Origin of the sequence: Flavisolibacter tropicus (assembly GCF_001644645.1) — a bacterium.
Lineage (GTDB): Bacteria > Bacteroidota > Bacteroidia > Chitinophagales > Chitinophagaceae > Flavisolibacter > Flavisolibacter tropicus.
Window position 1 is genome coordinate 382,019 of sequence record NZ_CP011390.1, and the last position, 16,914, is coordinate 398,932.

The following is a 16,914-nucleotide window of genomic DNA, read 5'->3' on the forward strand; positions in this document are numbered from 1 at the left end:
ATCCAAGCTTACCAATTAGAAAACATGCGGTTAAAAATATCGTCGGTTAAATTCCGAACCATTTCATCTAACAATTGGTTTTCTGCTTGCTGAAGAGAGAGTGACGCACTGAATTCAAAATTTCGGCTAATGTCATACTCTTGTTTTGTATTTGCAAGTTGATTGTTGACTATAATGTGAACAGCAACTGTTAAACGGTTTGTTACTTCTTGCTTGTCAGAAATACCTGTTGTGCTTAATGAATAATCTCTTATTTCACCAGTAACTACCAAATGTGCGTTGTCATTATTTGTAAGTGACAATCGCGTTTGGTTCACAATTTTCTGACGAACTCTTTCAGTTAAGTTGGGACTTAACTGCGGATTAACATAAGGAGCACGGTTTTCAATGTAGTTAATCTTGATGGTTTTCAGATTAGGGTCTACAGAGACATCATTAAACTTATAGACGCCACAACTAGTAAATATTATAAGCGCTATAATTAAAAGAGTAAAGTTTGTTTTGATAAACTTGAGCATAAGTATTACTAAGCAACGATTTTAATCTGTTTATTCGTCTATATTGTATTCTTTTAACTTTCTATAAAGAGTACGCTCACTGATACCCAGATCCATGGCTGCGTCTTTACGCTTGCCTTTATGTTTCTTGAGTGCTTTTACAATCAACTCTTTCTCTTTATCCATTATATTCAGGCTTTCCTCAACCTCTACATGCTCATGTATCGGTTCATGCATGAGTACAGGTTGTGCTGTTTGTGAAGTATGCGGGTGCGGAACAATGATTGGCTGATGACTATCCGCCGCGGTTTGCAGTTCCTTCATATCGTTTAAAAACGATGGGTTGTGTACTGCAGAAGACGGATTCTGCATGACCTCAAAGAACAGCTTTTTTAGTTCTGTTACATCTCTTTTCATGTCAAAAAAGAGCTTATACAAAATTTCACGCTCATTATTGAACTCATGAGGATTTGCTGTGCCATTACCTGCTAATACAGGCAAACGGTTATTCGGATTACTTTCAGGTAAGAAACGCGAAAGCTCTGTTGAAGTAACTAACTTTTCTGAAGCTAAAACCGAGATCTGTTCGGCAATATTTTTTAACTCCCGTACATTACCCGGCCAAGGGTAGGATACCAGTCGTTGGCGTGCTGCGTCTTCCAGCTGCACAGGTGTAGTTTTATATCGTTCTGCAAAGTCTATGACAAATTTCCTAAATAGCAACGGAATATCTTCCTTACGGTCACGCAAAGCAGGAACCCGAATGGGAACTGTATTTAGGCGATAGTATAAATCTTCACGAAACTTACCAGCTTGTACCTGTTGCAGCAGATCACGGTTAGTTGCAGCAATGACACGCACATCCGTTTTTTGCACTTTAGAGGAACCCACACGAATGAATTCGCCTGTTTCTAGTACACGTAGCAATCGGGCCTGTGTACCCAACGGCATTTCACCAATTTCATCAAGGAAGATGGTCCCACCGTTTACTGTTTCAAAGTAACCTTTACGGCTATCCACAGCACCCGTAAAAGATCCTTTTTCATGACCGAATAATTCAGAGTCAATTGTTCCTTCAGGTATAGCACCGCAGTTTACTGCAATAAAAGAATTGTGTTTACGTGCCGATAAATTATGAATGATATGAGAAAATGCTTCTTTACCAACACCGCTTTCACCATTGATGAGTACAGTTAGATCAGTGTTAGCCACTTGTGCCGCCACCTGCAATGCATAATTCAATGCGGGTGAATTACCAATAATGCCAAACCTATTTTTAACGCTTTGTAAATCCATGCTTACGCTTTAACGATTTCACCCAGAAGGGTAGCTTGTGTACTTTCATTCACTTTTACCCATACATAATCACCAGGTTGATAAGAATTGTCTCCTTTTGAAAAAACAACTACTTTGTTCTGACTGTTACGTCCCATCCAATCGTTGTCGCTGCGTTTAGATGTTCCTTCAATTAGTACTTTGAAAGTGGAACCAATATCATTCTTATAACTATCGACAGAAAGTTTGTTTTGTAGCGTAACTATCTCCTGTAAACGACGTTTTTTCACCTCTTCCGGAATATCGTCTTCATAGCGACGCTGTGCCAGTGTACCGGGGCGTTCGCTATAGAAGAACATATAACTCATGTCGTATTTGGCATATTCCATTACTTGCAAGGTCTCTTGATGATCTTCTTCTGTTTCTGTACAGAAACCGGCAATAACATCAGAGCTTATACCGCAATCGGGCATGATTTCTCTTATACGATCTACCTTAGCCATATACCACTCTTTGGTATATGTACGGTTCATCATTTGCAATACCCGGGTAGAACCACTTTGTAATGGCAGATGGATGTAACGGCAGATATTTTCATATTTAGCCATTGTGTACAGTACATCATCTGTAATGTCTTTAGGATGTGATGTTGAGAAGCGTACACGCAGAAGAGGAGAAATCTGTGCCACCATTTCCAACAGGTTGGCAAAAGTTACAGGCTTACCATCTGCTTCCGGGGTAAAGTAATAGCTATCTACGTTTTGTCCTAAAAGAGTTACTTCTTTATAACCATTATCAAAGAGGTCTTGGCATTCTTTAATAATGCTCACTACATCACGGCTGCGCTCACGGCCGCGGGTGAAAGGAACCACACAGAATGAACACATATTGTTACAGCCACGCATGATGCTAACAAAGGCTGTGATGCCATTGCTATTCAGACGTATTGGGGAAATATCTGCATACGTTTCTTCGCGGCTTAGTAAAACGTTTACTGCTTTTTGGCCACCATCAGCCTCTGTAATTAATTTAGGCAGCGTACGGTAAGCATCGGGGCCCACAACCAGATCTACTAGCTTTTCTTCTTCCAGGAACTTAGCTTTTAAGCGCTCAGCCATACATCCTAAAACTCCAACCAGTAAGGATGGGTTCTGCTTTTTTAGCTTTCTAAATTCAGTAAGACGCTTTCTTACTGTCTGTTCTGCTTTTTCTCTAATAGAACAGGTATTTAGAAGAATGATATCGGCTTGCTCAAAATTCCTTGTAGCGCCAAACCCTTCTTCATTCAGGATTGAGGCTACAATCTCACTATCGCTGAAGTTCATTTGACAGCCATAGCTTTCTATATAAAAATGACGTTTGTACTCAATAGGATCATTCACAAAGGGAGCGAATGCTTCACCTTGCCGGGTCTCGTCATGTACTTTGGTTGCTGTATCAAACATAGACTTTAGAAAAAATTGGAGGCAAAGATAGTCAATATACGCGCAGTAGGTGACAGTCTGTCATATTTTAGAAAACTTTATTCTGACCGCGCTATCTTTGAAGTCATCCATGAAATTCGTACTCGCCTTTCTTTTGATTTTAATCAGATTTGCCGCTTACTCTCAAACAGATGCTTTAGGTATCCTTTCGGGAAATATATTAGACGAAAAGAAAAAGGCTTTGGAGGGAGCTACCGTTACTTTATATCAAATTGCAGATACCTCAAAAGCCAAAACAACAACGTCGGACAAAGATGGCGCCTTTTCCTTCTCTGCCATACCCTTTGGACATTATAAACTACGGTTTTCTTATGTTGGGTTAGCTGCATTGACGATCGATAGTATTTATTTCAGGCCAGACCGTTTTGATTTTAATTTATCAGATATCGTCCTTAAAGGTGGAAATGCCGAAAACCTGAATGAAGTGGTTATATATGCTGAAAAACCATTAATCCAAAGCAAGGAAGGGAATATTACATTCAATGCAGGTGAGTCTGCCCTGAGTGCAGGCAGCAATGCCAGTGAATTATTAACCAATGTGCCATTGGTTACAAAAGACCCAGATGGGAAGTTATTGGTACGTGGTAAAGAACCTAAAATACTGATCGACGATAAGCCTGTAGAGTTAAACCAGCAGCAATTGCAAGACTTACTAGAATCGATGCCAGGAAGTTCAATTGAAAAGATTGAAGTGATGACTAACCCACCTCCACAATATGCCAATGAACAAGGTGGGGTTATTAATATTACCACTCGTAAAGGCAAAGTAGGCAAATCCGGGCGCCTTACTCTTTCAGGAGGCACAAGAGGAGAAACCAGCTTAAATGGAAATTATAACTATCGTAAGCAGGGGTTTGCTATGAATATTAATGCAGGTGGTAGTTATAATCAGTATAACAGTAATAGCTATGCTATCAGGCAAAACTTTTATACGGCTACAACAAAAAATTACGAAACTAGAAGTCAATCAGAAAGTCAAAATTTGCGTCCCAACTTTAGGGCAAATGCTGATTACGAATTCAACAAGATGCACTCTATAAATGCCGTATTGAATTATAACCGTAATAACGCCAACTCTGAAGCTACTACTGATTTTATGCCTTCCTATCAGTTAAGCCACCGGGTAGTTAAAAACGAAGGAGAGAATTTTAACGCTAATCTTAGTTTAACCTATACATTCCGCAGTAAGAAGCCAGGTGAAGTGTTGCGGTTTATTGCAAACGGCAGCCTTTCTTCAAACGAAAATGACAAGAACTTTTACCAGCAGTTTCTGGATGCTGAATATAATTTTAACGGAAAGGATTCTCTTCTGCTTCAAAACACAGATAATTTCTCAAAAGGAATGAACTACCGGTTAAATTATGATCTGCCGCTAAGCAATCGAAAGACCTTTCTTTCTTTTGGTTCATTCTTGAATGAAATATATTCGCATATACAAACAGTTGCAGATTTTAAACAAGCTGTAAGTGGAAAAATGGTGCCTCTTTCTGCCCTTACTTATGCCTATAAATATCAACAAGAGATAAAAAATCTAAGAGGCTCCATCAAACAAAAATGGTCTGAATCCTTTAGTACAGCGGCAGGTGTCTCTATTGAGCAAACAAGTTTCGATTTTAACCTTTATAAGGTTTCTTCAAACGTAAATAATGCTTATTGGAGTTATTTGCCCTTTGCAAACATGAACAAAAGTTGGAAAGATGTCTTAAATCTAACCTTATCATACCGTCGTACCATCCGGAGGCCTGGAAATGGTGAACTAAGCCCTATTGTTGATTCTTCTGACTTATTTAACCTGCGCTCTGGTAATCCTACTTTATTGCCTTCTTTGACCAATAATTTTGATCTGGTATTGGGAACTTCGAAAAAGAAGTTTTATGCGAATCTTGGAATGGGCTTCAATACCATTGAGGACGTATTTAATCAAGTGCGCACTCAAGTAAACGACAGTACCACACAAATCATGTGGCAAAACAGTAGTGGAAAGAAGGAGTATGAGTTCAGCACATGGAATGGGTATACTATAAGTAAAAAAGTGAAAGTAAATCTAAGTGCGAGCTATACTTACAACATTTATAGTGGATTTGATAAGACACAGCGCAATTTCAAAAATGGTGGCTCGCTTACATCGAATCTGAATGCGAATTATACTTTTTCCGATTTATTCAATACGACGAGTAGCTTTACTTTCAACCGCTTTGCGAGCCCACAAGGTTCTGCGCGAAGCAGTTTAAGTATGAATCTGGGATTCCAGGCAAAACTGCTTAATAAAAAGATGACAGCTACTTTAAATGTGATTGATCCTTTCCGACAACAACAGAACCACAGTTTTACGTATGGAAAGAACTTTACTATTGAGAATTACAATTCAACACGTTCGCGAAATATTCGCTTAACTATTGGCTATATCTTTAATAAAATGGCTAAAAAGTCAAAGTCATCTGAAAAGGATAAACAGAAACTTCAAAAAGCCCTAGCTCCCAAAAACAGTTAGATCGTTGTTTTTAGCTTTCTTGCTAACCATGAATCTTTGACCGGGATGAGCCAGTTGTTTTCCAGCTGTTCTTTTGTAGCAGCCAGATTGTTGAAGTAAAGTGTATCGCCATTGATAAAACCATTATCAGCTGCATAGCCGAATTGAGCGAGTGGTAATAGCTGTACCTTATCTTTTATGATAAAGGCAAGTGTAGTACGGTCAAAGAAGTCTACATGGAATTGCTCACCCAATTGTTTTATAAAACGTACAGAACTGTCGGTACTGCAGCCACTAACAGCAGCTTGAGATTCGTCGGCTATTAATACCACAAACTGGCCAAAAAACAAATTACCATACGCCTTTACATCTGCGCCGTGGGAGCGCCATTCTTCACAGAATTTGTTAATAGCATCCTCAATATCAAAAGCCTCGCTTAAAGAAAATAAACGACTGCTTTGATAGATCCATACGCGGCTGGAAGGAGAGAAGTCTTCAGGCAATAAGTGTTTGTATTCCAGATTCATGTTGCAAAATTAAAGACCTGAAGGACAAAAGGTTCGTTAAGATCAATTAGTCTTGTAAACTGGCTGCTACTAGCTCGGCCACATCCATTACCTGTACATCCGCTTCTTTCTCAGCAGCTTTTACACCATCGGTGATCATAGTATTACAGAAAGGACAGGCGGAAGCCACAATATTAGATCCGGTAGCAATAGCTTCATTGGCGCGCTCCCAATTAATGCGTGTTTTACCAGGTTCATCTTCCTTAAACATTTGTGAACCGCCGGCACCACAACACAAGCCATTCTTACGGCAACGCTTCATTTCAACCAATTCAGCATCCAGAGCCTCTAAAACCTTACGAGGTGCTTCATAAATATCATTACCTCTGCCCAGGTAACAGCTATCATGGTAAGTAATTCGTTTTCCCTTAAAGCTATCGCCTTCTTTTAGTTTGATCTTGCCTTCGTCAATTAACTGCTGAAGGAGCGTAGTATGATGAATTACTTCATAATTACCACCTAATTCAGGGTATTCATTTTTGAAAATATTGAAACAGTGAGGGCAGGTGGTAACAATCTTTTTAATACCATAATTATTCAAGGTTTGAATATTCTGGTACGCCATCATTTGAAACAAAAATTCATTACCCGCTCTACGTGCAGGATCGCCAGTACATAATTCTTCCGGACCCAAAATAGCATAGTTCATTCCTACTTTATTCAGAATGGTAGCAAAGGCCTTGGTAATTTTTTGTGCCCGCTGGTCAAAGCTGCCTGCACAACCCACCCAAAACAAAATATCAGGAGACTCACCATTAGCTATTAGTTCGGAAACAAAACGTACCTGCATGAATTGTTAGTTTTCAACTCAAAAGTAAAGGATTGCAATCTTTCTGTCTAAAAGTATTCAGATAAACTTGAAAACTGGTATGATACCTTCTTTTTTACTGCTTTCATCGAAAGTAACAAATATTAAAACCCTCATTTATAAGGCAAAACTGATTAAATTCTATTTTTGCCAGTCTGGGAATACTATGAAACAATTTTTGGAAAAGTGGAAAAACTGGGAACTCTGGCCTTTTTGGATGCGTTATTTCTTTATTACACCTAAATGGTTGTTGTATTGCATTCGCAGTGGCTCCTTTTGGTTTTTTACACCATCCAATCCTACTTTAACCTTTGGTGGTTTTGAAGGAGAAGGCAAACACGAGATGTATGCGCAATTGCCACCAGGTTCGTATCCCCAAACGATCTATATTAAGCCATCTATGACCTTTGGCGAGGTTCAGAAATATATAGCAGAATCAGGTTTTCAATACCCATTCATTGTAAAACCGGATGTAGGTATGAGTGGTATCTTATTTCGAAAAATTGAAAAGGAAGAACAACTGAAGGCTTATCACGAGCACATGCCGGCAGAGTACCTTGTGCAAGCATTAGTGGATTACCCAATTGAATTTAGCGTTTTTTATTATCGCTATCCTGATCAAGAAAAAGGTGTAATTACAGGCTTTTTGCAGAAGGAACCGATGCATGTAATAGGTGATGGAATTAATAGCTTGTTGGTATTGATTCAACAACATCCTAAAGCAAAACACCGCATAGAGGAATTATTAGCCTGGCATAAAGAACGGTTGGATCTGGTTGTTCCGAATGGGCAAAAGTTCTATTTGACACTAGCGGCTAATTTAAACAGAGGAGCTAACTTTATTAATCTTCATAATGAAATTGATGAGGATTTGCACCAGGTATTTGACCAGCTGAATCTTTATTCTAAACATTTTTTCTATGGCCGCTACGACCTAAAGGCTACTTCTCTGGAGGATTTAAAGGCAGGAAAGAACTATCTTATTTTAGAGTATAATGGTAGTGGTGCAGAGCCCAATCACGTCTATAATTCAGGGTATAACTTACGAGCAGCGCATGTAGAAATTTTGAAGCATTGGAAGGTGCTATACGAAATCTCAGCACAGAATAACGCAAAAGGCATTCGTCCTTGGCCTTTTATGAAAGGCTGGCGTTACTTACAACAAGCCAAAAAACATTTTGCTGAATTAGAAAGGGTAGATGCCCTGGTTTAAGTAATTCATTGGAAAACCATATTTTCGAAACCCTTTATCATTTGCATGGCTAAACTCATCCGCATATTACTGACAGGGCTTTTTATTTCATTTCTGGGCTCATTGCCATTAGGGACATTGAATATTGCTGCCATGCAAATATCCATAAGCGATGGCCTGATGCCTGCTCTTTTATTTTCCTTAGGTTCATTGTCTGCCGAAATGGTTTATGTAAGGATTTCGTTGGTGGCAATGGATTGGGTGCGTAAGCAAAAGCATTTTTTTAAAGTATTGGAATGGGTAACCTTGCTGATTGTTTTGGCATTAGCCGTTTCCAGTTTTTATGCAGCCTTTCATCCAGGCGTTAAAAAGAATGTGATTCTAAGCAGTACCCTTAACCGTTTTTGGTTGGGGCTATTTATGAGTGCCTTGAATCCGGTACAGATACCTTTCTGGTTTGGGTGGAGTACTGTATTATTCAGTAAGAAAATATTGGAGCCTAAAAACAGTCATTATAATTTATACATTGTAGGTATTGGCCTTGGAACATTGATGGGTAACTGTGTTTTCATCTTTGGAGGAAAGTTAATAGGAGAACATCTTAATAATAACCAATCATTGATTCAAATAATTATTGGTTGTGTGTTTGCTTTAACAGCCCTTATACAGACCTGGAAAATGATTAAAAAGAAGGATACAGAACACCAAATGGAGCATCCAGAGGAGATTACAAAGCCTTTTGAGGAAGAAGTTGAGCATATCAATAAAGATCTATAATCCTAAATATTTACAGGCGGCTAGTAATAAAAAGTGGTATCTAAAATAAAACTAGATAGGAGCCAGCTTTACATAAGTTCGTCGTGCTTTCTAGGCCCTTTACATTCACTTCTAATATTATTTTAATTCGGGTTTAATGAAGAATTATGGTTCAGGAATAAAATTTGCTGATCACACTGACCATTAGTTTTTCTGTTTTAAGCTTATCTCTAAGCAAAAAACCTTTACATCCGAAATGAATGATCTTAATAAGATTAATTTTTATAAAGAACTCCAGGAAGAACTAGAAAACCGAAAGAAAAAGCAGCTCTATTTTTTCCATAACGACTTTCTTACTATTGAGTATGATCCTAATCATTGGTTGTATGTTGATTGGTTGGGTTATCAAACAGAGAAGTCAATTATGGAAGGTTGTGAGAAAATATTAGAGGCGCTAACTTTTTATAAAGTTTCTAAGGTTTTAAATGATAATACAAGGATTGTTGGCATTTGGACTCCTGCAGCTGAATGGGTTGGAGCCAACTGGCTGCCGCGCATGGAAGCTTCTGGCCTGAAAAAGTTTGCCTGGGTGTATTCGCCCAGTAGGCTAAGCCAAGTTTCTACTGATGAAGCGATTAAAAACGCTCCTTTGCCTTCATTAATTCAAACCTTCTATAACATTACTGATGCCTGGAAATGGCTACTTTCAGAAGATTAAAATAAAAAGTAATAGCCAGTAAATATTTACTGGCTATTACTTTTTATGATGCTTTTAAAGCTTGAAACTTATAATTACAAGTACGTTTAGCTATTCATCTCAAATGCCCAATTTGCTCTTTCATCTGGGCTAAATTTCCAAGGAGCGAAATTATTTTCAATATTGCTATACATACCATTCCACTCAGCTGGTTGTTTGCTTTCTTCAAGCGCCAAGTTACGTTTAAGCTGGTTGATAATATGTAAAGGGTTGATCAATACAGGGCAAGCTTGTACACAAGCCTGACAAGAAGTACAGGCCCAAAGTTCTTCAGTAGTAATGTAGTCATACAACAATGTCTTACCGTCATCTTCAAACGTACCGTTGTTTTTATCGCGTTTATTACCAATTTCCTCCATGCGATCGCGCGTATCCATCATGACCTTACGGGGTGATAATAACTTACCGGTTTTATTAGCCGGACAAGCTTCTGTACAGCGGCCACATTCAGTACAGGTATAGGCATCTAACAAATTCTTCCAACTCAAATCCATTACATCTTTAGCACCAAAGCGTTTATGTTCTTCAGCCGGTGCATCTGTAGGAATGGTCTCTGGTTGCATAGCATACAATACCTCGCGCTGAATCTCCGGCATGTTCTGCATTTTTGCTTGAGGGTCTAATCTTGCATAATAGGTATTAGGGAATGCCGTAACAATATGTAAGTGCTTTGAATAAGGCAAGTAGTTTAAGAAAACAAAGATGCCTGCAATGTGTAACCACCAGCAGGTGCGCTCAATAGCAATCAGTGTGTTTACCGAAAAATTTTCAAATAGGGGAGTCAGAAAACCTGAAACAACAAAATCACCTGTTTGTAAATAATGTTCTGCACCTTTTAATTGTAATGCCTTGTCAGTAGCGTTCATTGTGAGGAACAAGGTCATGAGAACAATCTCAAAAGTCAGGATTAAATTGGCATCACTACGCGGCCAGCCATTTAACTCACGCATATTCAAACGGCCAACGCGCATCACGTTACGGCGTATTAAAAACGCAACACATACCGATAAAACACCAAAGGCAAGTATTTCAAAGAAATTGATCACAAAGCCATAAAAACCACCAAGGAAGGGTGCAAATAAGCGGTGTGTTCCAAAAATACCATCAAGGATGATTTCCAGAATTTCAATATTGATAATTACGAAGCCCGCATATATTATAAAGTGCATGAGACCAACAAAAGGCTTGTCAAACATGCGCTTCTGGCCAAACGCCATCAACAAAGTATTGCGCCAGCGCTCGCTGGAATTTCCTGTAAACTGTTCATCCCTGCCCATATTGATATTGCGGCGAATGAAAGAAACTTTCTTTGCGAAGATCCAAATAGCGACGGCAGCTAATAGAATAAATAAAATTTGTTGGGCCAGATGCATATACAGAAGTTAGATTTGCTAAATAAACGTTGTAAAAATAACCGATGCAGTCAAATAATAGCCAAAAGAATTGTATTCTGTCTTCAGAAACTATAAAAAGAAAACTAAAGCGCATGGCGCTGGAGATTGCTGAACAGAATGCAGATGAAAAGGAATTGATTATTGCTGGTATCAATGGTAATGGAGAATTATTAGCACAAAAGCTAATTGAGGAACTGCAGCAGGTTGTACCTACGAAATTGAGTAAAGTGGTGATTCAATTAAATAAGAAACAGCCATTAGATGCTCAATTAAGCACACCAATTGATATAAACGATAAGGTAGTGATAATTGTTGACGATGTATCAAATTCAGGAAGAACTTTATTATATGGCCTAAAACCATTTATTACCAACCTGCCTAAAAAGATTCAGACGGCTGTATTGGTAGAGAGAAGCCACAAGTTATTTGCTATTCAGCCCGATTATGTTGGTCTTAGCGTGGCTACTACATTGCAAGAGCATATTTCTGTAGAAACGGAGGGTGATCAAATTACGGGTGCCTGGCTGCATTAAAAATAAAGGAAGTGCCCTTTTACTTTGCCATTTGAAAACTCTAGTGCAGGTGCAGGCATCTTAAGCATATTAAGCAAGGATAGCATGGTACGTACCAAAGGTTTCCTGGTTTTTATCTTTGTAAAATCAATGTCAGGGGAAAAATACCACTGCCGTAATCGGGGGATATCGCGCCGGTCAAATGTTACAGACCCATCTTTACCATAGGCCGTGTTTTCAAAACCTCCATAAAGCCCTTGTGCACCATAGCCGATAGCTATATTTAACCAAGCGGGCAATTGGCTTTGCTTGGCAAAAGACTTCAGGTTAAAGCTCATCCAATAAGTTTGGCTATTATAATCTTTAAGTAGGCGTTCTTGAAAGCTTTTCCCAAATAAGTCCTCCGTCCGGTTTTTCACGTCACCTGAATAGGTTGAAGGGTGTGACGAGAATTTAAATTGTATACGCTGTTCTTGCCAGCCCCATTCTTGAAGGCAGTACAAACTTACCCCAGCTGCATTGGCTGCCATATCGGACCAGCTCCAGCCCCATTCGGCAGAGTGGGCGTCAAGTGTTTCTAAAATGGTTTGGTAACCTAAGCTGCTTAAGCCACCCAGCATTACTGCTTTTTTATGTGGAAAGCCGGCCCATTCCCAGGTTTCTGTAGAATATTTGGCAATATTATAGGCTGTCCATGCATGTCCTACTTTATCTACCTGCAACCACTCCTTACTATCATCGAATGTGTGGAAGGCTGTTTTGGGGTAATCTTTATACCAAGCCTGGCTTAGGAGAAGTAAAGTTCCGGTATAAGCTGCTGTATGTATGCCAGCTATTAGTATTTTGCGACTTTTATAATTAGGAAGAAAGGTGTTGTGTATATTGGCAATAGAAGAGGTGTCCGATACTGTAACCGTAACCGGTGCTGTTATAGTCGCCGATTGCTGGCTCCAGACTGATACGGACGCCAAAAGAAAAATAGGTAGAATCCATTTCTTCACGTGCCAAATGTACAGACACTTGTAAATTCGTAACAGATTTTACCTTAAACAACAAACCAATTTAAAAGAAATCAACACTTATGGATGCAGCAATTGCGCAAAAAGTACAGAGCTGGTTAGATGGAAATTATGATGAAAATGTAAAAAATGAAATCAGGGCATTGCAGCAAAAGGGAGGTGATGACCTGGCGGATGCTTTCTATAGAAACCTTGAATTTGGAACGGGTGGCTTACGTGGAATTATGGGTGTAGGCACCAACCGCATGAATAAATATACGGTTGGAATGGCTACTCAGGGATTTGCAAATTATATGAAAGCCAGTTTTCCTGGTCAGGAAATAAAAGTAGCTATAGCACACGATTGCCGTAACAATAGCCGCTTTTTTGCTGAAACCACTGCCAATGTATTTGCTGCAAATGGCATTAAAGTGTTTCTTTTTGAAGACCTGCGCCCTACACCGGAGCTGTCTTTCGCCATCCGGCATTTAGGTTGCCAAGGCGGTGTAGTATGTACGGCTTCCCATAATCCCAAAGAGTATAATGGCTACAAAGCTTACTGGACTGATGGAGGACAACTGGTACCCCCACACGATAAAAATGTAATAGCTGAAGTAGAAAAGATCCACAGTGTAGATGAAGTAAAATGGAATGGTGGTGAGGCTAATATTACACTGATCGGTAAAGAGATCGATGAGGCGTACATTAAAATGGTTAAGGGCCTGAGCGTTTATCCAGAGATCATTCAGCAGCAAAAAGACTTGAAAATCGTTTATACGCCTATACATGGTACAGGTATCACTATGGTACCACCTGTTTTGAAAGCCTTTGGTTTTGAAAATGTAAACATTGTTGAGGAGCAGGCTACTCCAGATGGTAATTTCCCAACTGTCGTTTACCCCAACCCGGAAGAAAGCGAGGCTATGAGCATTGGCTTGAAAAAAGCTCAGGAACTGGATGCTGATATTTTATTGGGCACTGACCCAGACAGCGACAGGGTAGGCATTGCCATTAAAGACAATGACGGAAAATGGGTATTGATGAATGGTAACCAAACCGCTGTATTGGCCTTTAATTACATGATTGAAAGCCGTAAAGAAAAGGGATTGGCACAGCCCAATGATATGGTGGTAAAAACCATTGTTACTACCAATATGATTGATGTGATAGCTCAGCGCAGTGGTGTGCATTGCTATAATGTACTTACTGGCTTTAAGTGGATTGCAGAACTCATTAAGGAGAAAGAAGGCAAGGAAAATTATATCATTGGTGGTGAAGAAAGCTATGGGTTAATGATAGGATCACAGATCCGTGATAAGGATGCTATTTCTGCTGTAGCACTATTGTGTGAAATGGCAGCCTATGAGAAGTCAAAAGGCAGAAGTCTGTACCAAAAACTGATAGATCTATATGTACAATATGGTTGCTATAAAGAGCATTTGATTTCCATTACGAAGAAAGGCATGAATGGTCAGCAGGAAATTGCACAAATGATGGAAGACTATCGCACTAATCCGCCAAAGTCGCTAGGTGGAGGTCAAGTAGCGCAGTTGCTTGATTATCAGAAGCAAATAGCTACCGACTTAAAGACAGGTCAGACTACACCTATTTCCTTGCCTAAGTCGAATGTATTGCAATTTGTATTGGAAGACGGTAGCAAGGCAAGTGCACGTCCTTCTGGAACAGAGCCAAAGATCAAATTCTACTTCAGTGTAAATGCACCGTTGGCTTCAGCAGATCAATACCCCCAGGTGCAAAAGCAACTGGATGAAAAGATCCAAAACATCATTAAAGATCTCGGCCTTTAATTAGTATAGAACTTTGTATATGAAAAAGTCCGCAAGTGTTTGCGGACTTTTCTTTCTTCTATCATCTTTAAAATCTACTCAAATCGTAGTTCAGACAATAAAAAAAGTGCTCTTTAGGTGGAGCACTTCCTCTTTTTAGGCGGATGGACTTAATGTCTTTATATATAGTAAACTATCAGCGTCTTTGTTGATACAAATTGACGAATAAATCTCCACAAATACTAGAGATAATCGGTGAATACGGCATTTTACCCGTTGAGCGGTAAGTCAAACCCAGCAAGGCCTTTGGTCTCAAAAGTGGAGTGCTTTGCGCTGGACCGCGGATTATTGGGGTTTAGAAGAATGGATGATGTGAGGATGGCTGATTAAGGTTAACAGGTTTAAAGTTGACAAGGGAGAGAGGGAGAATTAGCTGATTAGCTGATGTGAAGATTAGCTAATAAATAATGAATAAGGAACAAGGAATGATGAATATAGAAGGGAGGAAATGTTCAATGCGCAAGGTACACGAACTAACGAATGATGATTGGGAGTGGTTTTGTATCTTTAGGGCTCTTCTCTTTGGGGCATTTCCAACCTTTCTTATTACACTTTTTTACTATTTCTACTGGGTTTTTATAGACTGATATACGGTGGTGGTAGGGGCCGAGGGATCGGCCGAAGGATCGGCTACGGGTGAGGTACGGACTTCATACGGAGTTAGTATGGACCTGATACGGAGTTACCTAGGCTTCCATACGGAGTAACCATGAAGTGGATACGGAGTAACCCTGAAGGTGTAGAGGCATAGCAGTGAAGGAACAGCGGAGTGGTAGTGAAGGTAGTATGGAGGAGTAGGCAAGGTAGTATGGCCGATGGCTGATTTTTGGATAGCGGATTAAAGGGATTAGAAAGAAGGGTTAGCTGGATGAGATTAGGCTTTTAAGGTAAAATTCTTATGTAAATCTTTGATTATTTGTACATTAGGTTTCATGAGCATTGGGGCTAGCATGCCAAGGCGTGAGGGTTGGGAGAATCATAGGCACCTTCTTTTGGTAAGTAATATAGGCTTCCCCAAACTCTTCAATAAGCTTCTGCTCTTCAAACCGGATAGCAATGAGGGTATAGATAGTAATAACACTATTGGCAATCAGTAAGGACCAATGCGGATAGAGTAGTAGTAGTCCCCAGATGAAAATAAAAGTGCCCAGATATAAGGGATGACGCACAAAGCGATGTACCCCATCAATACGCAGCTCATTGGCTACGACTTCTTCCGCCACAAGGCTTTTTAAACCACTAAGGTTTAGAAAATACTTTTTGATGCATATAAACATTACAAAGGCGCCTGTTAGCATGATAGTCCACCCAAGAACAAGAAAAGTAGTTGAAGGTTTTAATAGTAAAGGGGAAGAGATTTGTAATTGATAATCGATAACAACACCTAGGGTAGCAAAGGCTAAGAGGATGTAACAGAAGCGGTAATTTTTGTAAAAGTCAGGCGCTTTAATGGCTATCCATTTTTTAAACCGGGCGTTAGCCAGAATACTGTGCAACACACAGAAAATTATCCACATTATGCCTAAGATCAGGTGTTGCTTTAGCATACATTAAAAATACTTGAATTACAAAAAATCTTAGGCCATACCGCTATTTATATTTGCCGGATGAGGAAGTTTGAAGATACGTACCGCCACAAAGGAATGCGCCGGAAGCTGGTAGAGGTTGTTCGGCAAAAGGGCATACAGGATGAAAAAGTGCTGGAGGCTATCAATAATATCCCCCGCCATTTTTTCCTTGATAGTGCCTTTGATGAGGTGGCTTATGAAGACCGAGCTTTTCCTATTTTGGAAGAGCAAACTATTTCGCAGCCGTATACGGTTGCTTACCAATCACAACTGCTGGAAGTAAAGCCGTTTATGAAAGTACTGGAAATTGGTACCGGCAGTGCTTACCAGGCTAGCGTACTGGCAGAGTTGCAGGTGCAGGTCTACACTATTGAGCGGCAGAAAAAGCTTTTTGATTACAACAAAACCTTCCAATACCTGCGTAAGTATCCCAATATTAAATTCTTTTATGGAGATGGCTTTGAAGGATTGCCAACCTTTGGGCCTTTTGACCGTGTAATTATTACTGCGGCAGCGCCGGAAATACCACCGAAATTGATTCAGCAGATGAAAGTAGGTGGAATGATGGTAATTCCTGAAGGTATAGGTGATGTACAGGTTATGAAACGGATTACTAAGCTGGAAAATGGCGAGCTGAAAATAGAAGTATTTGACCAGTTCTCATTTGTGCCAATGCTTGTAGGCAAGAATGACTAGAAAACTCTAATAAAATACCTGATCGGCAATCGGGAACCGGGAATCGATAGGTATACTGAAGTAAAAAATTACATAGTTGGGGATATTCGGAATA

15 protein-coding genes are annotated in these 16,914 nt (G+C 39.6%); 7 read left to right on the top strand and 8 right to left on the bottom strand.

What is annotated here, in order from left to right:
• Positions 1-8: 8 nt before the first annotated feature.
• The 3 genes from lptE to miaB are packed head-to-tail and all read right to left on the bottom strand — an operon-like array spanning position 9 to position 3,217.
• Positions 9-518, bottom strand: a complete 510-nt coding sequence (lptE, locus tag SY85_RS01570) for an LPS assembly lipoprotein LptE (RefSeq protein ID WP_226998970.1) — start codon at positions 516-518, stop codon at positions 9-11.
• Positions 519-548: 30 nt separating this feature from the next.
• Positions 549-1,793, bottom strand: coding sequence for a sigma-54 interaction domain-containing protein (locus tag SY85_RS01575; protein ID WP_066401470.1), 1,245 nt, complete (start codon positions 1,791-1,793; stop codon positions 549-551).
• 2 nt (positions 1,794-1,795) lie between these two features.
• Positions 1,796-3,217: a tRNA (N6-isopentenyl adenosine(37)-C2)-methylthiotransferase MiaB gene (miaB, locus tag SY85_RS01580; RefSeq protein ID WP_066401471.1), complete on the bottom strand. Its 1,422-nt coding sequence runs from the start codon at positions 3,215-3,217 to the stop codon at positions 1,796-1,798.
• Positions 3,218-3,326: 109 nt separating this feature from the next.
• On the opposite strand from miaB, the gene SY85_RS01585 reads away from it, so the two are divergent.
• Entirely contained in the window at positions 3,327-5,747 is a 2,421-nt protein-coding gene (locus tag SY85_RS01585; protein ID WP_066401472.1) for an outer membrane beta-barrel protein, read from the top strand.
• On the opposite strand, the gene SY85_RS01590 is transcribed toward SY85_RS01585, so the two are convergent.
• Together SY85_RS01590 and SY85_RS01595 are read right to left on the bottom strand one after the other, a co-directional pair.
• Positions 5,744-6,253: a hypothetical protein gene (locus tag SY85_RS01590; protein ID WP_066401473.1), complete on the bottom strand. Its 510-nt coding sequence runs from the start codon at positions 6,251-6,253 to the stop codon at positions 5,744-5,746. The genes SY85_RS01585 and SY85_RS01590 overlap by 4 nt on opposite strands.
• Before the next feature lie 46 nt (positions 6,254-6,299).
• On the bottom strand, positions 6,300-7,082 hold the full coding sequence (locus SY85_RS01595) for a (Fe-S)-binding protein (protein WP_066401474.1): 783 nt from the start codon (positions 7,080-7,082) through the stop codon (positions 6,300-6,302).
• Between the two features lie 184 nt (positions 7,083-7,266).
• On the opposite strand from SY85_RS01595, the gene SY85_RS01600 reads away from it, so the two are divergent.
• The 3 genes from SY85_RS01600 (at position 7,267) to SY85_RS01610 (ending at position 9,766) form a co-directional block, all read left to right on the top strand.
• Positions 7,267-8,313, top strand: a complete 1,047-nt coding sequence (locus SY85_RS01600) for an ATP-grasp domain-containing protein (protein WP_066409216.1) — start codon at positions 7,267-7,269, stop codon at positions 8,311-8,313.
• Positions 8,314-8,358: 45 nt separating this feature from the next.
• A complete protein-coding gene (locus SY85_RS01605; RefSeq protein WP_066401475.1) occupies positions 8,359-9,069 on the top strand; it encodes a LysE family translocator in 711 nt (236 codons plus the stop codon).
• 235 nt (positions 9,070-9,304) lie between these two features.
• Positions 9,305-9,766: a hypothetical protein gene (locus SY85_RS01610; RefSeq protein ID WP_082886252.1), complete on the top strand. Its 462-nt coding sequence runs from the start codon at positions 9,305-9,307 to the stop codon at positions 9,764-9,766.
• Positions 9,767-9,852: 86 nt separating this feature from the next.
• Here the strand turns inward: SY85_RS01610 and SY85_RS01615 are convergent, their stop codons facing one another.
• The gene (locus SY85_RS01615; protein ID WP_066401476.1) at positions 9,853-11,178 is read right to left on the bottom strand and encodes a 4Fe-4S dicluster domain-containing protein; all 1,326 of its coding nucleotides are present in this window, start codon (positions 11,176-11,178) and stop codon (positions 9,853-9,855) included.
• A gap of 44 nt (positions 11,179-11,222) precedes the next feature.
• Here SY85_RS01615 and SY85_RS01620 point away from each other — a divergent pair, with 44 nt between their 5' ends.
• Positions 11,223-11,732 carry a phosphoribosyltransferase family protein gene (locus SY85_RS01620; protein WP_066401477.1) on the top strand — a complete coding sequence of 170 codons (510 nt, stop codon included), beginning with the start codon at positions 11,223-11,225 and terminating at the stop codon, positions 11,730-11,732.
• Here the strand turns inward: SY85_RS01620 and SY85_RS01625 are convergent.
• A complete protein-coding gene (locus SY85_RS01625; RefSeq protein WP_158512924.1) occupies positions 11,729-12,712 on the bottom strand; it encodes a DUF2279 domain-containing protein in 984 nt (327 codons plus the stop codon). The genes SY85_RS01620 and SY85_RS01625 overlap by 4 nt on opposite strands.
• Positions 12,713-12,792: 80 nt before the next feature.
• Here SY85_RS01625 and SY85_RS01630 point away from each other — a divergent pair, with 80 nt between their 5' ends.
• Complete coding sequence (locus SY85_RS01630) at positions 12,793-14,517, top strand: phospho-sugar mutase (RefSeq protein WP_066401478.1); 1,725 nt, start codon at positions 12,793-12,795, stop codon at positions 14,515-14,517.
• 962 nt (positions 14,518-15,479) lie between these two features.
• Here SY85_RS01630 and SY85_RS01640 read toward each other — a convergent pair.
• On the bottom strand, positions 15,480-16,103 hold the full coding sequence (locus tag SY85_RS01640) for a methyltransferase family protein (RefSeq protein ID WP_066401480.1): 624 nt from the start codon (positions 16,101-16,103) through the stop codon (positions 15,480-15,482).
• A gap of 60 nt (positions 16,104-16,163) precedes the next feature.
• On the opposite strand from SY85_RS01640, the gene SY85_RS01645 reads away from it, so the two are divergent.
• Positions 16,164-16,820 carry a protein-L-isoaspartate(D-aspartate) O-methyltransferase gene (locus tag SY85_RS01645; RefSeq protein WP_066401481.1) on the top strand — a complete coding sequence of 219 codons (657 nt, stop codon included), beginning with the start codon at positions 16,164-16,166 and terminating at the stop codon, positions 16,818-16,820.
• Positions 16,821-16,914: the final 94 nt, after the last annotated feature.

Bases quoted from the DNA above. Each gene is read 5' to 3' on its own strand.
- SY85_RS01610 (WP_082886252.1), top strand. From the start codon at position 9,305: ATGAATGATCTTAATAAGATTAATTTTTATAAAGAACTCCAGGAAGAA.
- SY85_RS01585 (WP_066401472.1), top strand. From the start codon at position 3,327: ATGAAATTCGTACTCGCCTTTCTTTTGATTTTAATCAGATTTGCCGCT.
- SY85_RS01595 (WP_066401474.1), bottom strand. From the start codon at position 7,082: ATGCAGGTACGTTTTGTTTCCGAACTAATAGCTAATGGTGAGTCTCCT.
- lptE (WP_226998970.1), bottom strand. From the start codon at position 518: ATGCTCAAGTTTATCAAAACAAACTTTACTCTTTTAATTATAGCGCTT.
- SY85_RS01640 (WP_066401480.1), bottom strand. From the start codon at position 16,103: ATGCTAAAGCAACACCTGATCTTAGGCATAATGTGGATAATTTTCTGT.
- SY85_RS01630 (WP_066401478.1), top strand. From the start codon at position 12,793: ATGGATGCAGCAATTGCGCAAAAAGTACAGAGCTGGTTAGATGGAAAT.
- SY85_RS01590 (WP_066401473.1), bottom strand. From the start codon at position 6,253: ATGAATCTGGAATACAAACACTTATTGCCTGAAGACTTCTCTCCTTCC.
- SY85_RS01575 (WP_066401470.1), bottom strand. From the start codon at position 1,793: ATGGATTTACAAAGCGTTAAAAATAGGTTTGGCATTATTGGTAATTCA.
- miaB (WP_066401471.1), bottom strand. From the start codon at position 3,217: ATGTTTGATACAGCAACCAAAGTACATGACGAGACCCGGCAAGGTGAA.
- SY85_RS01600 (WP_066409216.1), top strand. From the start codon at position 7,267: ATGAAACAATTTTTGGAAAAGTGGAAAAACTGGGAACTCTGGCCTTTT.
- SY85_RS01615 (WP_066401476.1), bottom strand. From the start codon at position 11,178: ATGCATCTGGCCCAACAAATTTTATTTATTCTATTAGCTGCCGTCGCT.
- SY85_RS01605 (WP_066401475.1), top strand. From the start codon at position 8,359: ATGGCTAAACTCATCCGCATATTACTGACAGGGCTTTTTATTTCATTT.
- SY85_RS01620 (WP_066401477.1), top strand. From the start codon at position 11,223: ATGCAGTCAAATAATAGCCAAAAGAATTGTATTCTGTCTTCAGAAACT.
- SY85_RS01645 (WP_066401481.1), top strand. From the start codon at position 16,164: ATGAGGAAGTTTGAAGATACGTACCGCCACAAAGGAATGCGCCGGAAG.